The organism is Rhodococcus olei (assembly GCF_039540555.1).
Taxonomy (GTDB): Bacteria; Actinomycetota; Actinomycetes; order Mycobacteriales; family Mycobacteriaceae; genus Rhodococcus_G; species Rhodococcus_G olei.
The window spans coordinates 314,981-328,610 of record NZ_BAABFB010000059.1; the positions used below are offsets into that span (position 1 = coordinate 314,981).

11 protein-coding genes are annotated in these 13,630 nt (G+C 70.8%); 4 read left to right on the plus strand and 7 right to left on the minus strand.

Going from position 1 to position 13,630, the window contains the following annotated elements:
* The first annotated feature begins 509 nt into the window (after positions 1-509).
* From rsmG to ABD951_RS19735, 4 genes are all read left to right on the plus strand, one after another.
* Positions 510-1,181 (plus strand): 16S rRNA (guanine(527)-N(7))-methyltransferase RsmG, encoded by a 672-nt coding sequence (gene rsmG / locus ABD951_RS19720; RefSeq protein WP_345348869.1) that lies wholly within the window; start codon positions 510-512, stop codon positions 1,179-1,181.
* A 55-nt stretch (positions 1,182-1,236) separates the two neighbouring features.
* Complete coding sequence (locus ABD951_RS19725) at positions 1,237-2,241, plus strand: ParA family protein (protein ID WP_345348872.1); 1,005 nt, start codon at positions 1,237-1,239, stop codon at positions 2,239-2,241.
* Positions 2,241-3,356 carry a ParB/RepB/Spo0J family partition protein gene (locus tag ABD951_RS19730; RefSeq protein WP_345348875.1) on the plus strand — a complete coding sequence of 372 codons (1,116 nt, stop codon included), beginning with the start codon at positions 2,241-2,243 and terminating at the stop codon, positions 3,354-3,356. The genes ABD951_RS19725 and ABD951_RS19730 overlap by 1 nt, the downstream gene beginning before the upstream one ends.
* 234 nt (positions 3,357-3,590) lie before the next feature.
* Entirely contained in the window at positions 3,591-4,268 is a 678-nt protein-coding gene (locus ABD951_RS19735; protein ID WP_345348878.1) for a GNAT family N-acetyltransferase, read from the plus strand.
* Positions 4,269-4,317: 49 nt separating this feature from the next.
* Here ABD951_RS19735 and ABD951_RS19740 read toward each other — a convergent pair whose 3' ends face one another.
* From ABD951_RS19740 to murJ, 7 genes are all read right to left on the minus strand, one after another.
* A complete protein-coding gene (locus ABD951_RS19740) occupies positions 4,318-5,517 on the minus strand; it encodes an N-acetylmuramoyl-L-alanine amidase (protein WP_345348881.1) in 1,200 nt (399 codons plus the stop codon).
* A gap of 95 nt (positions 5,518-5,612) precedes the next feature.
* The gene (trxA, locus tag ABD951_RS19745; protein WP_345348884.1) at positions 5,613-5,936 is read right to left on the minus strand and encodes a thioredoxin; all 324 of its coding nucleotides are present in this window, start codon (positions 5,934-5,936) and stop codon (positions 5,613-5,615) included.
* Between the two features lie 41 nt (positions 5,937-5,977).
* Complete coding sequence (trxB, locus tag ABD951_RS19750) at positions 5,978-6,967, minus strand: thioredoxin-disulfide reductase (protein WP_345348887.1); 990 nt, start codon at positions 6,965-6,967, stop codon at positions 5,978-5,980.
* Between the two features lie 45 nt (positions 6,968-7,012).
* Positions 7,013-7,624: a TetR/AcrR family transcriptional regulator gene (locus ABD951_RS19755; protein WP_345348890.1), complete on the minus strand. Its 612-nt coding sequence runs from the start codon at positions 7,622-7,624 to the stop codon at positions 7,013-7,015.
* Between the two features lie 683 nt (positions 7,625-8,307).
* Positions 8,308-9,090 (minus strand): hypothetical protein, encoded by a 783-nt coding sequence (locus ABD951_RS19760; RefSeq protein WP_345348893.1) that lies wholly within the window; start codon positions 9,088-9,090, stop codon positions 8,308-8,310.
* 51 nt (positions 9,091-9,141) lie between these two features.
* Positions 9,142-9,738 (minus strand): RNA polymerase sigma factor SigM, encoded by a 597-nt coding sequence (sigM, locus tag ABD951_RS19765; protein WP_345348896.1) that lies wholly within the window; start codon positions 9,736-9,738, stop codon positions 9,142-9,144.
* Positions 9,739-9,794: 56 nt separating this feature from the next.
* Positions 9,795-13,529, minus strand: a complete 3,735-nt coding sequence (gene murJ / locus ABD951_RS19770; RefSeq protein ID WP_345348899.1) for a murein biosynthesis integral membrane protein MurJ — start codon at positions 13,527-13,529, stop codon at positions 9,795-9,797.
* Positions 13,530-13,630: the final 101 nt, after the last annotated feature.

The window sequence follows — 13,630 nt, forward strand, 5'->3', positions numbered from 1 at the left end:
TAAGCGATGCCCGTCGGCCGGAGAGTCGAACGCACCCGGGACCGGCCGGCAGCCGCCTCGCGGCAGGGCTCGCACTGCCGCGCCCGGGGTACTCCGATTGCCAACGGCCATCAGACGGGATGCCGCGATGGGCGGGCCGGGGGTGATCGTGCGTGCGCCCCGGAGGTCGAGCCGTCTCGCCGACGAGCCGCCGACATCCACCACCGGCGACATCCACGCCCGTCGCGAACGGTGACGGGGGTGTGATCCGACGGTGGCCGGTCGACGGTGGAGGCGATCACCTCGGTGCCGCTGCGGGGCGCAGCAGGTGGACGCCGGCCAGTGATCCCGGCCATCGGAGTCGGTCGATGCTTCACGTGAAACGGCACCGGAGATCCGGCCACTCCCCTCCCCCACCGAGGATCCCGGCACCGGGTGGACCTCCAGGCGTGCCCGATCCGGGAACCTCACAATGTCGGGAGCCGAAACGCGGCCTGTTGGTTTGTGGAATCCCGAACCTGCGCGGGAAGATGTTTCACGTGGAACACACCGAGTCCGTCGACATCCCCGAAGCCGCCCACCGTGTGTTCGGGGACCGCCTTGGGCTCGCCCGGCAGTACCACGACTCCCTCGCCACGGACGGGGTGGAACGCGGCCTGATCGGTCCGCGGGAGGTCCCGCGACTGTGGGAGCGTCATCTCCTCAACTGTGCGGTGATCGGTGAGCTGATCGACGAGGGTGAATCCGTCGTCGACGTCGGCAGTGGAGCCGGCCTGCCCGGTATCCCCCTGGCGATCGCGCGGCCGGACCTCCGGATCTCGCTGGTGGAGCCCCTGCTGCGCCGGTCGATCTACCTGGCCGAGTTCATCGAGTCGGCCGGATTGGACGTCCGCGTCGTGCGTGGCCGGGCCGAACAGGCCGGCGTGGTGCAGGAGGTCGGCGGCGCCGACGTCGTCACGTCCCGGGCCGTGGCCCCGCTCGAGAAGCTCGCCCGATGGTCGATGCCGCTGGTGCACGAGCACGGTCGGATGCTTGCGATGAAGGGATCCAGCGCCGCGGAGGAGATTTCGCGGGACCGTGCTTCCCTTTCGCGGCTGGGTGCTGGGAAGCTTGAGATACTCGAATGCGGTGTCGGGATACTCCCGACACCGACGATTGTGGTTCGGGCGGAACGCATTCCGAAGCGAGCACATCGTCGATGAACTCGTCGATGTGCTCGGTCCGGTGAACGAGTCAGTTTCAGTGAAGGAGCTATACATGTCGGGTGGACCCGAAGCGACTGTTTCACGTGAAACAGGCCACAATTCCTCGAGATCCACCGACAACGCTTCGCCGAACGGGCAGGGCCCCCACTCCCCCGGTCCGTACGACGGCATCTCCCTCGAGGAGACCCCGATCGGCGCGGCCGCCCAACGCGCGAGCCAGGTCTTGCACCCGAGCAGCGTGACGCTGCCGAAGCCGGACCGGCGGCGGATGCTGACCATCGCCAACCAGAAGGGTGGCGTCGGCAAGACCACCACGGCCGTCAACCTCGCGTCCGCGCTGGCGGTGCAGGGGCTGACCGTTCTTGTCGTGGACCTCGATCCACAGGGCAATGCGAGCACTGCGCTCGGCGTCCCCCACCACTCGGGAATCCCGTCCAGCTACGAGCTGCTCATCGGCCAGAGCACCGCCAGGGAGGCGGTCCAGCAGAGCCCGCACAGCGAGCGGCTGTTCTGCATTCCGGCGACGATCGATCTGGCCGGAGCCGAGATCGAACTGGTGTCGATGGTGGCCCGGGAGAACCGGCTCAAGAACGCCCTGACCGACGCCTTCCTGAACGAGATCGACGCGGACTTCATCCTGATCGACTGCCCGCCGTCGCTCGGGCTGCTGACGGTCAACGCCCTCGTCGCCGCGAACGAGGTGTTGATCCCCATTCAGTGCGAGTACTACGCGCTCGAGGGCGTCGGCCAGCTGCTTCGCAACATCGAGCTGGTGAAGTCGCACCTGAACCCCGAACTGCACGTGTCGACCGTGCTTCTGACGATGTACGACGGACGCACCAAGCTCGCCGACCAGGTCGCCGAGGAGGTGCGTGGGCACTTCGGTGACGCCGTCCTGCGCGCTGTCATTCCGCGCAGCGTCAAGGTGTCCGAGGCCCCCGGCTACGGGATGACCGTCCTCGACTACGATCCCGGATCGCGCGGCGCGATGAGCTACCTCGACGCCGGCCGCGAGCTCGCCGCCCGTACCGCATCGACCAAAGCGCAGGAGAACTAGTGGCACAGAGAAGCAAGGGTGGCCTCGGACGTGGGCTCGCAGCGCTGATCCCGACCGGCCCCGACGCCGGACCCCGTCTCGGCACGGCGGCCGCCGACGTCATCATCGGCAACGTCACCGCGCCTGCCCCGCCGGCGGTCGAGGACGCGCCCCTCCCCTCCCCCACCGCGGAACCCGAGTCCGACGGTGCGACCGATGCGAAGGCCGCCCCGAAGGCCGCCGCGAAGCCGCAGTCGAAGCCTGCGGCGGGCCGGAAGTCCAGCCCGAAGCCGGCGCCGGCCGCCGACGAGGATCTGTCACCGGTCGCGGCCAGCTATCGGGAGATTCCGGCCGCGCAGATCCAGCCGAATCCGAAGCAGCCGCGGTCGGTGTTCGACGAGGAGGCGCTCGCCGAGTTGGTCCACTCGATCCGGGAGTTCGGGTTGATGCAGCCGATCGTCGTGCGCGCGATCGGCCGCGACAGCTACCAGCTGGTGATGGGTGAGCGTCGGTGGCGGGCCAGCCAGGCCGCCGGCCTCGAGAAAATCCCCGCGATCGTGCGCGAGACGGGCGACGGCGACATGCTCCGTGACGCCCTGCTCGAGAACATCCACCGGGTCCAGCTGAACCCCCTCGAGGAGGCGGCGGCGTACCAGCAGCTGCTCGAGGAGTTCAACGTCACCCACGACGAGCTCGCCACCAGGATCGGCCGGTCCCGGCCGGTCGTGACGAACACGATCCGGCTGCTCAAGCTGCCGATCCCGGTCCAGCGACGGGTCGCGGCCGGCGTCCTGTCGGCGGGCCACGCGCGGGCGTTGCTGTCCCTCGAGGCGGGCGCCGAGGCGCAGGAGTTGCTGGCCGCCCGGATCGTCGCCGAGGGAATGTCGGTGCGCGCCACCGAGGAAGCGGTGACGCTGGCGAACCGGGAGGACGGGACCACCCCCACTCCCCCGGTCAAGCGCAAGCCGATCCAGATGCCGGGACTGCAGGACGTCGCGGACCGGTTGTCCGGTGCGTTCGACACCCGCGTGACCGTCAGCCTCGGCAAGCGGAAGGGCAAGATCGTCGTCGAGTTCGGCTCGGTCGACGATCTGCAGCGCATCGTCGAGATGATGGAGACGACCGGGGCGAACTGACCCCGAATTCCCCGGTTGCCCGGACCCGGCGGCGAAACGTCACTGTGACGAACAGCCGCCGGGCGGGTGCGGACCGGGGACGGTGGGCAACGAAACATGGTGTCCACCACGATGATCCGGCCGCAGCGGAACGAGTGGCGCCGCGCCGGTCCCGATCGCCTATTCTGGACGTGAGAAGCTGTGGTGCGGGGACCCCTGTTCCCGCCGTGTGAGGTCGTGGAGGCGAGAGACAGGGTGTCGATGCGCATCAGCCCGCTCACCCTCGACGGCTTCGATCAACTCCCCCGGCACGCCCGTCGGTGCGTCTTCTGGGAGATGGACCCGGCCGCGCTGCGGGATTCACGCGAGTTCGCGGACCCCGAGTTCGAGAAGGAAGCCTGGCTGTCGATGGTCATGCTCGAGTGGGGGTCGTGCGGTCAGGTTGCCACGCTCGAGGGCCGACCGGCCGGATGCGCGTTCTACTCACCTCCCGGCACCGTGCCCCGCGCCAAGCTGTTCCCCACGTCACCCGTGAGCCCGGACGCGGTCCTGCTGACCACGATGCGGCTCGAACCGGCTGCGGAGCTGGACGGAGTAGGCCCCAGCCTGATTCAGGCCGTCGTGAGCGATCTGGTGCGCCGTGGCGTCCGTGCGCTCGAGGCCTTCGGGATCGTCCGCGGGCCCGACGACGACCGCCCGGGCGGAGCCGGGGCCGAGTGCGGCCCCGTCGAGTGCATGATCGAGGCCGGATTCCTCGAGGACATGGGGTTCGAAGTCGTTGCGGCACACCACCGCTACCCGCGGCTGCGGCTCGAACTCGACCGCGCCCACGGGTGGAAGGCGGACGTCGAGTCGGCTCTGGAGCGGCTGCTGATGGCCGCCGCGGTGACCGTGACCGACAGCGAACAGAAGTCCACGGTCGGCGTGCTCTGACCCCGCCGGCGCCGGACCGCTCCTCCCCCGATTCCCGGCTCGGCCGGGGTCAGGCCTGATCGGCCTTGGCGAGCTCCTCGGCGAGCAGCTCCTTGAACGTGAACGTGCCGGTCGGCTGGTCGTCCTGACCGAGCAGGTACAGGCGCTTGACCGCGACCAGGATCGACTCCGCGATGATGTCCCGGTTTCGGGGATTGATCAGCGTCTTGATGTCGGAATCGTTTGTGAGATAACCGATGTCGATCTGAACGGTCGGCATGTTGGTCAGTCGCAACAGATCCCAGCTCCGGCCGTGCGTCCGGCAGTCCTGAAGCGGTGCGCGAGCGACGATTTCACGCTGGACGAAGCTGGCGAGAACCTGCCCGATCCGGGAGGTGGCACCGTGGCTGTTGCCGAAGTGGAAGCTCGCGACACCGTTCGCGTGGGGGCTGGTGCTGGCCGCGCAGCGGAGCGAGATCATCAGGTCCGCGTCGAACGCATTCGACGTCTCCGCACGCTCGGCGACGGACGGGTTCGTGGTCGGCGGGTGCGACAGGAACGTCTCCATGCCCGTCGCCGCCATCCGGCCCTCGAGACGGCTGGCGACATCCCACAGGATCTGCGCCTCGGTGATCGGCCCGTGCGGCGTCGGCACCACGAGCCCGGTCGCGGCTCCGCCGAGATCCGGGTCGATCACGATCCGCTTGCCGCTCAGCTGGGGACCCGAGCGACGCACCGACTCCTCCTCGGTGATCGCGTGCGGTGACCCCCCGGTGACTCGGGTGCCGAGCAGGTCGAGAGACCGGAGCGTCTGAGGTCCGCAGATCCCGTCGGAGGCGATGCCGATCTCCCGCTGGAACGAGGACAGCCCCTCGTGCGTCTTCGGACCGAAGTAACCGTCGACACGGCTCGAGTAGAAGCCGAGATCCTGCAGCCGGGTCTGCAACGTCGCCACGTCGTCGCCGTACAGCGGCGCGGACAGCTGATAGGCGAGAGTGCGGGCACCGAGCCGGTACGAGGCCTCGCGCAGCGCGCGGTACGTCGCCGCGTCGACGACGCCGTCGACCAGGAGACCACGCTGCTGCTGGAACGCGCGGACCGCACTGTCGAGGTGGTGGTCGAAGACCGCGTCGGGTGCGACCCACTGGGAACCGCTCACGGGCTCCCGTGGAGCGGTGGAAACCCCGCCCCGGAGGTATCCCAGGGAGGAGAGGGTGCCTCGAATCTCGGCAACGGCGGGACCGTGATCGCCGTGACGGAGTCGATGCATGCGGAGGATCCCTTTCTCATCCCGGGGCAACGCCTGAATGCTGATTGTCGCAGAAACCCCCGGGAAACCAGCAATCCCGGGGGCCGTGGCGACCGTTACAGAACGTCGGCGAGATCCCGCAGCAGCGCGGCCTTGCCCTTCGCGCCGACGATCTGCTTGATCGGCTTGCCGCCCTGGAACAGGATCATCGTCGGAATCGACATGACCTGGAAGTCGCGGGCGGCGGAGGGGTTGGCGTCGATGTCGAGCTTGGCGACGGTCAGCTTGTCGGCGTGCTCACCCGCGATCTCCTCGAGGACCGGGGCGACCATCTTGCAGGGACCGCACCAGGTGGCCCAGAAGTCGACGAGGACGGGCTTGTCGGCGTCGAGGACGTCCTGCTGGAACGAGTCGTCGGTGATGGTGATGGTGTTCGCCATGGATGTCTCCTCGGGGGCTGTGATCGGGTGGAACTGGGACGTCAGGCCTCGACGGCCACGGGACGACCTGCTGCCTCGACGGTGTTGGCGGTGATGTCCCCGCGCTCGGCGAGCCAGCGCTCGGCGTCGATCGCGGCGGCCGCGCCGGTGCCGGCGGCGGTGATCGCCTGACGGTAGGTGTGGTCGACCAGGTCGCCGGACGCGAACACACCCGGGGCCGAGGTGTAGGTGGTCGGCGACTGCACCCGCACGTAGCCCTCGTCGTCGATGTCGACCTGGCCCTTGACCAGTTCGCTGCGCGGGTCGTGGCCGATCGCTACGAACATGCCGGTGACCGGCAGCGTCGACTGCTCGCCGGTGACGGTGTCGCGGATCACCAGACCGGTGACGCTGTTCTCGCCGACCACCTCGACCGGTTCGGCGTTGGTGACGATGCGGATCTTCTCGTTCGCCTTGGCCCGCTCGAGCATGATCCGGGACGCGCGGAACTCCTCGCGGCGATGCACCAGCGTCACCGAGCGCGCGAATCGGGTCAGGAAGGTGGCCTCCTCCATCGCGGAGTCGCCACCGCCGATCACGGCGATGTCCTGGTCCTTGAAGAAGAAGCCGTCGCAGGTCGCGCACGCGGACACGCCGCGGCCGAGCAGGGTCTCCTCGCCGGGGATGCCGAGGTAGCGGGCGGCGGCGCCCATCGCCAGGATCACGGCGTGGGCGTAGTAGGTCTCGCCGTTCGCGACGACCTTCTTCACCGGGCCGGTCACGTCGAGTTCGTCGACGTCCTCGGTGCGGATGTCGGCACCGAACCGCTTCGCCTGCTCACGCATCTCGTCCATCAGGTCCGGGCCCATGATGCCCTCGCGGAAGCCGGGGAAGTTCTCGACCTCGGTGGTGGTCATCAGGGCGCCACCGAACTGGGTGCCCTCGAACAGCAGCGGCTGCAGTTCCGCGCGGGATGCGTAGACCGCGGCGCTGTATCCGGCGGGTCCGGAGCCGACGATGATCAGGTCACGAACCGAGGTCGGAGTAGTCATGCGGGCCTTCCAGGAGATGTGAACGTTGACTGGCTCAACACCAGACTAGGGGGTGATGTTCCCGGATCCGGGTCGAGCGGCGATCGACGTGACGTACGGCTCGATCAGACCGGTGGCGCGGGACTGCACGTCGGCGACGTCCCCACCGGCCTCGATCTGGCGGGTCGCGGCGTGGACGACGGCGTTGACGAGGTCGGCCGTCTCGGCCGAATCGGGCACCCCGAGGTCGGACAGGGCCGCGATCAGCGGCGCCGACAGCTGACGGTGCATCTCGGCGCCCGCCTCGTTGATCCGCTCGCTGGGTGCGATCGACGCGATCGCGGACGCGATCGCATGCTCCCCCTCCGCGACCAGGTCGAGGTTGGCGCGGACGTACGCGAGCACCCGCCGATCCGGCGGGCCCGCCGCGGCCATCTCCTCCTCGACGCGGCGCGACCAGCGCGGAAAGGAGTCCTCGATCAGCGCGTCGAGCAGGTGCTGACGGGACTTGAAGTACTGGTAGATGCTCGACCGTGCGAGGCCGGCCCGCGCCGCCACCTCCGCGAACCCGGGAATCTCCGGGGTGCCCTCGGCGAGCACCTCGCGGGCGGCGTCGAGCAGTGCGCGCCGCTGCGCGGCCCGGTGCTCGGCGACCGTCGGTGCGCTGATCCGCGGCACGCCGTCTCCCTTCCCGGTGCGGCCGGTCCGGGCGGAGCTCAGACGGCGGTGAGGCGACCTCGGTCGTCGTCGCCACCCGGTCGCAATGGTCGACGACATCGTAGTCGTCGGTGACCAGGGCGCTCGCGGTGCCCGACTCGCGGGCCCCCGGTCGCGGGCCGCGGTCGACGCCGCCCACCAGCCGCACCGCCGCCGGGTCACCGGTGCCCGCGCCATCCCCTCCGCCGCCGCTCCCCGCCGGAGCGCCGGTCGGGTCCGCGGTCGAGCGTGCCGCCGGGCCTCACCGGATCGAGCAGCCGGCACCGGTCGGCGCGACCGGACGCTGCTGGTCCACCGCGGCGACGAGGTTGCCGGACCGGCACGCGAACCCGGTGTGGTTCTGCCGGCTCCCGCCGCGACCTCGCCGTCAGGTCGTCGCCGGCGGCGACGGCGAGCAGGCCGGACCTGCCCGAGCCGGACGGCCCGAGGGTCGCGCCGAGTTCACCGGGTGCGACCGACCGGGCGCCGTCCGGTGCCACCCCGGGGCTCGCCCCGTCGCCGAGGCGCGGGCTCATCCCGCGCGGAACCGCACCACGACCACGTGGAATCAGTTGTGGAGCAATAATTCTGGACGACCAACGAGGTCGAGTCGACACGCTGCCGCGGTCGGGCGGAGGAGATCGTCACCGACCTCGGCAGGGCGGTCAGCCGATGTCGGCGCGGGCCAGGGTGTCGGGTTCGTTTGCACTGCAGCGTGATCCGACCACCAGTGCGGTGATCTGCGGAGGCTGCGGGCCGGCGAGCAGCAGCAGCCGGCCGGCGAGTCCCCGCAACCGCACCGGACCGGACCCGAGCAGCGGCGTCTGCGGGTCGATTCCGTTGGCGCGCAGGCACTCCGAGAGCGCGTCCGGATCGGAGAGGGTGCCGAGGGCGTTGCGGCCCAGCAGGCTCAGGGCGGTCGACGGCCGCAGCTCGTCGCCGAGCTGAACCGTGGCCGGGTCCGTGGCCGCGGACCCGGGTGAGTCGTCCGTGGACACGGGATCGGCGAGGACGGCGCCGGCGGAGCCGTCCGGACCCGGATCGGACCCGGTCGAGGTGAGGGACACGACGCCGATGGCGGCCAGGGCGATCACGACGAGGGCCGCCGCCGCGCCGGCCGCGATGCGGACCGGATCGCGCCGGCGCGTGGACAGGTCGGTCACCGGTGCGGCGGCCGGTGCCGGTGCGCCCTCGGCGTCGAGCGCGGCGTGGACACGGGCGAGCACGTCCGCCGGGATCGGCGCCGGGGTCGGCGGGTTCGTGCGCAGTGCGCCGAGCTCACCGCGGACGCGGTCCAGCGCGGCGAGCGTGTTCTGGGCGTCGCGGTCGTCGGCGACGGCGGCGCGCAGCGGGTCCGCCACGTCCGGCGGCAGAACGCCTCCGTGCAGGTCGGCGAGCAGTTCGGGAGTGAACGGTGGGCGCAGTGCGTCCTCACCCCGAGCGACCATGACACCTCCCTGCATTCGTTGCCTCGAGTTGAGCAAACCGCCGTCAGTGAATTAGACCCGGCGGGGTGCTGTTTGGTTCCGCTGTGGCTGCATATATCTCAACTGCTGGGCCAGTTTCGCACGAGCCCGGGAGCACCGGCTCTTCACCGTTCCCGCCGGCACCCCGAGCAACTCCGCGGCCTCCGCGACCGAGTATCCCTCCACGTCGACCGCGACCACCGCGGCGCGCTGTTCCGGGGGCAGGGTGGCCAGCGCCTCCTCGATCGCCAGGCTGGTCTCCCTGTCCTCCATCACGTCACGGTCGTGCGCCGGTTCCGACTGCTCGTCGTCGGACAGCGGCACGGTCGGACGGGCGCGGTTGCGCCGGATCCGGTCCAGGCAGGCGTTGACCACGATCTTGTGCAGCCAGCTCCGGACGGCGGCGTCCTGCCGGAACGTCGCGGCGGTGCGGTGCGCGGACAGCAGCGCCTCCTGCAGCGCGTCCGCGGCATCCTCGGCCGTGTAGCTGGTGCGGCGGGCGGTGTGCCACAAATGGTCCTGATGTCTGCCGAGCAGTTCTGCAAATGCACGCGGATCCCCCGCCACGTGCGCCGCCAGCAGCTGGGCGTCGGTCAACTCAGCCCCGGCGATCCCCCTGTTGATTCGCACGCGCGATGCTAACCGACCAAGGGGTCTCCAGTCACTCCATTCCGGGAAGGCTGCGTCTAACGGCTGGTCGAGAAGCCGACCTCGGCGATCGAGCTCTGGTTCTTACCGCCGTCGGCACCGAGTTTCGTGATCCACACCAGCACCTTGTTCGTGGTGCCGTCGGCGGTCACCGGGATCGTCGTCACGCCGTTCTTGAGCGTCGCGCGCCCGATGACCTGAGTCTGGTCCAGAGTCGGCCGATCGCTCGGCGAGGTCCGGATCTCGACCTCCGTCCCCGGGCTCGGCGAGGTGATCGACACCTCGGTGAGCCGGGCCGGCTGCGCCAACCCGACGATCAGCCCCACACCCGACTTGAAGCTCGGGAACTGGTCGAAGTAGGCGTCGGTGCTCCACTTGGTGGCCGGGTTGCCGTCCACCGCCAGACCGGCCGTCGACGGGTTGTCGGGTGAGCCCTGGGGTGAGAAGACGGTCGCGCCCGCGGGTGTCACGGGCTGCGGCACCGCGGGTGCCGGCGCCGGCGCGACGGTCGACGGGGGTGCCTCGGCGCCCGTGGTCAGGCCGATGTTCTGTTCGTTCAGCGGGGCGTCGGAGTTGCCTCCGGCCAGCAGATTCGTCAGCCACCAGCCAGCCAGGGCGAGGACGATCACCGTCAGCACGCCGAGTGTCGACAGCGCGATCATCATCCGGTTGCTGCGCGCCTGCTGCAGCTCGGGGTCGTCCGCCTCGGGGAGTCCGCGCCCGCTCGCACCCGCCGGTCGCTGACCGAGTCGCAGGGCAGGCATCATGTCGGTCTTCTGGTCGACGACCGAGGCCTGGTCGAGGATGTGCTGCACCGTCGCCGCGGTACGGATGCCGCCACCCTGCTCGAGCGCACGGACCGCGACCGCGGAGATCTCGAACGGCACCTCGGGCCGGAGGGTCCGCGGCTCGACCGGGCCCCCGCCGTCGGTCCGGTCGGCGATCTTCATCCCGCCGACGGAGTTCACCGGTCGCGGATCGGCGGGCGCCGCACCCGGGCCCGCGTCGGGCGCCGGGGCCGGCTCACCCAGCGGCCAGCGCGCGGTGATCAGGGCGTACAGCATCGCCCCCAGGCCGCGCACGTCCGACGCGGCGTCCGCGTCGGCGAGGGTCGCGGGGAACGCGAGGACCGCGTCGCCGTCCGCGGAGATCCGGACCCGGTCCGGGTGGTCGATCGACAGCGCACCGCCACCGCGGTGTGCCGCTTCGGCGGCGGCGGCGAGGGCACGGATCGCCCGTGCGGCGCCGACCGGCGACGGCTTGGTGTCGGCCATCTCGCGGAGCGACCGGCCGGGCGTCCACTCGGCGACGACGATGCCGCCGGAACTGCCACGGACCACGTCCAGGACGCGGGCCAGGCCGGGCGAGTTGATCCGGCCGAGCCGCAGCGTCCGCGACAGGACCGCCTGCGGGCCCTCGGTGTCGGAGGTGTCGGTGCCTGCCCGCTGTTCGGCGTCGACGAACGTCAGCGCCACCTCGCGGTCGAGTTTGGTGTCGTGGGCCTGCCAGAACTTCAGCCCGCGCGCGCCACCGTGCGGTGCCAGCAGGCGATACCGGCCACCGGCGACGGACGCGCCGGCGATCAGCTGAGGTCCCCTCGGGGTGCTGCGGCGGGACGAACCGCTGCCGTCCCCGACGCGCAGCGGGGGCAGCTGCGGCGAACCGATCGGGATGACGCCCGTGTCGACGGTGAGGTCGCGTTCGCGCCGCACCGGCTTGTCGGCGGGGCGCTTGTCGGCGGCCGGTGGGGTGCTGCCGGTGGGGCGAGCGGATTCGGTGGCCTCGGGTGCGTGCGGTGCCGGTGCGGACGCCTCCACTGTGGAACTACCGGACTGGCCGCCGGCAACGTCTTCGTCGCTCACCCTCGCTCCTTCGTGCAGCTCGTTCGAATCCTGGGAGATCGGCGCCCCGGCACGCCGGGGACCAGGGTACGGGAGGTGCCCGCTGTCGCCGCGCTCCGCCAGTGGCCGCCCGATCACGGGCAGCAGCTCGGTGTCGGCCTCGTAGATGGACACCGTCTCCGCGGAGGCCGCCACCTGTTGCGCGGGAGCACGCCCGAGCACCCGGTTGACCAGCCGCGTGATCGCGACGGTCCCGGCCACGACCTCGGGCACCCCGGCGAAACGCAGCAGCGCGAACGTCACGCCCAGCATGATCACCGCGCAGAACCCGACCTGGACGAACGCCCCGGGACCGCCGAACCGGTCGCCGAGCCGGTCCAGGCCGAGCAGTTCCTCGATGGCCAGCATCGTGACCCCGCCGGCCACCGACGCCACGACCACCAGCACCACGGTCTTGCCGACGTTCGCCATCCGCAGCGACCCGAGACTGCGCCGCAGCAGCACCGCGCCGATCACCGCGCCGGCGGTGAATCCGAGCCCGTTCGCGACACCGAGCAGGCTGACCACCTGCTGGTCGTTGGCCGCGACCGACGGGGCGAGCAGCGACAGCCCGACCTTGACGCCGGTGATGCCGAGGATGATCCAGGTCGGGGTCCACGCCTGCTCCCGCGCGTAGAACACCCGCAGGTGGATCAGGACGAGCGCGTACGGGATCAGGGTGAACGCGGACCAGCTGACCGCGTGACCGAGGCGTTCGGCGTCGGCGGCGCCGAAGTTGCCGTACCCGAACAGCGCGTGGCCGACCTGCGGGCCGGCGAACGTCAGGAACCCGACCACCGGGACCAGCGACACCATGGTCAGGCGGGTCGCCACCGACAGGTCGTCGACGACGGCGGGGGTGTCCTCGTCGGCGGCGTTGCGGCTCAGGCGCGGCATGATCGCGGTGAGCACGGTGACGCCGAGGATGCCGTACGGCAGTTGCAGAAGCAGCCACGCCTGCTGGTAGATCACCGGCCCGGACGGGTCGACGTCGGCGGCGATCCGGGTGCCGATCATCAGCCCGATCTGGCTGATCAGGACGTACAGCACGATCGCGACGCCCATCCCGGCGAACGTCTTCAACCGGTTGTCGACGCCCCACAGCGGCTTGAGGCTGACGCCTTGACGTCGGATCGCAGGCAACAGGGTGGTCATCTGCACGACGACGCCGAAGGTGAAGCCGAGACCGAGGACCAGCAGCCGGGTGGTGGTCACCTCGTCGCCGCCGGGCAGCAGCCAGTACAGGCCGAGCACGACCAGCACGGTCAGGTTGTTCAGAACCGGGGCCCAGGCGCCCGGTTTGAACACCTGCCGGGTGTTGAGCACGGCGGTGAGCAGCGCGGACAGGCCGTAGAACAGGATCGCCGGCAGCAGCAGGTACGCGAACTGGGTGGCGAGACGCTCGTCCACCTTGCCGTGTTCCGGCAGGAACAGCCTGGTCAACACCGGTGCCGCGAGGACCGCGGCAACGGTGACGGTGCCCAGCGTCACGACGGACAGCGTGAACAGTCGCCGCACGAACGCCGCGCCCTGGTCGTCGTCCTCCTTCTCCGCGCGCACCAGCACCGGGACCACGATCGCGGTCAGCACCGCGCCGAGCACCAGCTCGGAGATCATGTTCGGCATCGTGCTGGCGACGGTGAACGAGCTCGCCGCCGCACCGCCGAGGGCGGTCAGCAGCAGAACCTGCTTGAGGAATCCGGTGACCCGGCTGACCAGCGTCGCGATCGCGATCGAGCCGGTCGAGGCGATCAGCCGTGAGTTCGACGTGTCCGGGCCGGACGCGGTGTCCCCGTCGGTCCCGACCGGTGCCGCCGGCTGGGGTGCGGTCGTCGGGGCCACCGCTGCGGTAGGTGGCGTGTTCGGCGGCGCGGGTTCGAATCTGCGCGGCATCGCCCGCGTCGGGTCGCCGGGACCGGGCGCGGCCTGCTGGGGCGGGAGGGGGCGCGGCGGGTAGGGCCGCGGCGGCGGGGGTGGCGTCCCGGCGGGCCGCG

Bases quoted from the DNA above. Each gene is read 5' to 3' on its own strand.
- rsmG (WP_345348869.1), top strand. From the start codon at position 510: ATGTTTCACGTGGAACACACCGAGTCCGTCGACATCCCCGAAGCCGCC.
- ABD951_RS19760 (WP_345348893.1), bottom strand. From the start codon at position 9,090: ATGGTCGCTCGGGGTGAGGACGCACTGCGCCCACCGTTCACTCCCGAA.
- ABD951_RS19740 (WP_345348881.1), bottom strand. From the start codon at position 5,517: ATGCATCGACTCCGTCACGGCGATCACGGTCCCGCCGTTGCCGAGATT.
- trxA (WP_345348884.1), bottom strand. From the start codon at position 5,936: ATGGCGAACACCATCACCATCACCGACGACTCGTTCCAGCAGGACGTC.
- ABD951_RS19725 (WP_345348872.1), top strand. From the start codon at position 1,237: ATGTCGGGTGGACCCGAAGCGACTGTTTCACGTGAAACAGGCCACAAT.
- trxB (WP_345348887.1), bottom strand. From the start codon at position 6,967: ATGACTACTCCGACCTCGGTTCGTGACCTGATCATCGTCGGCTCCGGA.
- murJ (WP_345348899.1), bottom strand. From the start codon at position 13,529: ATGCCGCGCAGATTCGAACCCGCGCCGCCGAACACGCCACCTACCGCA.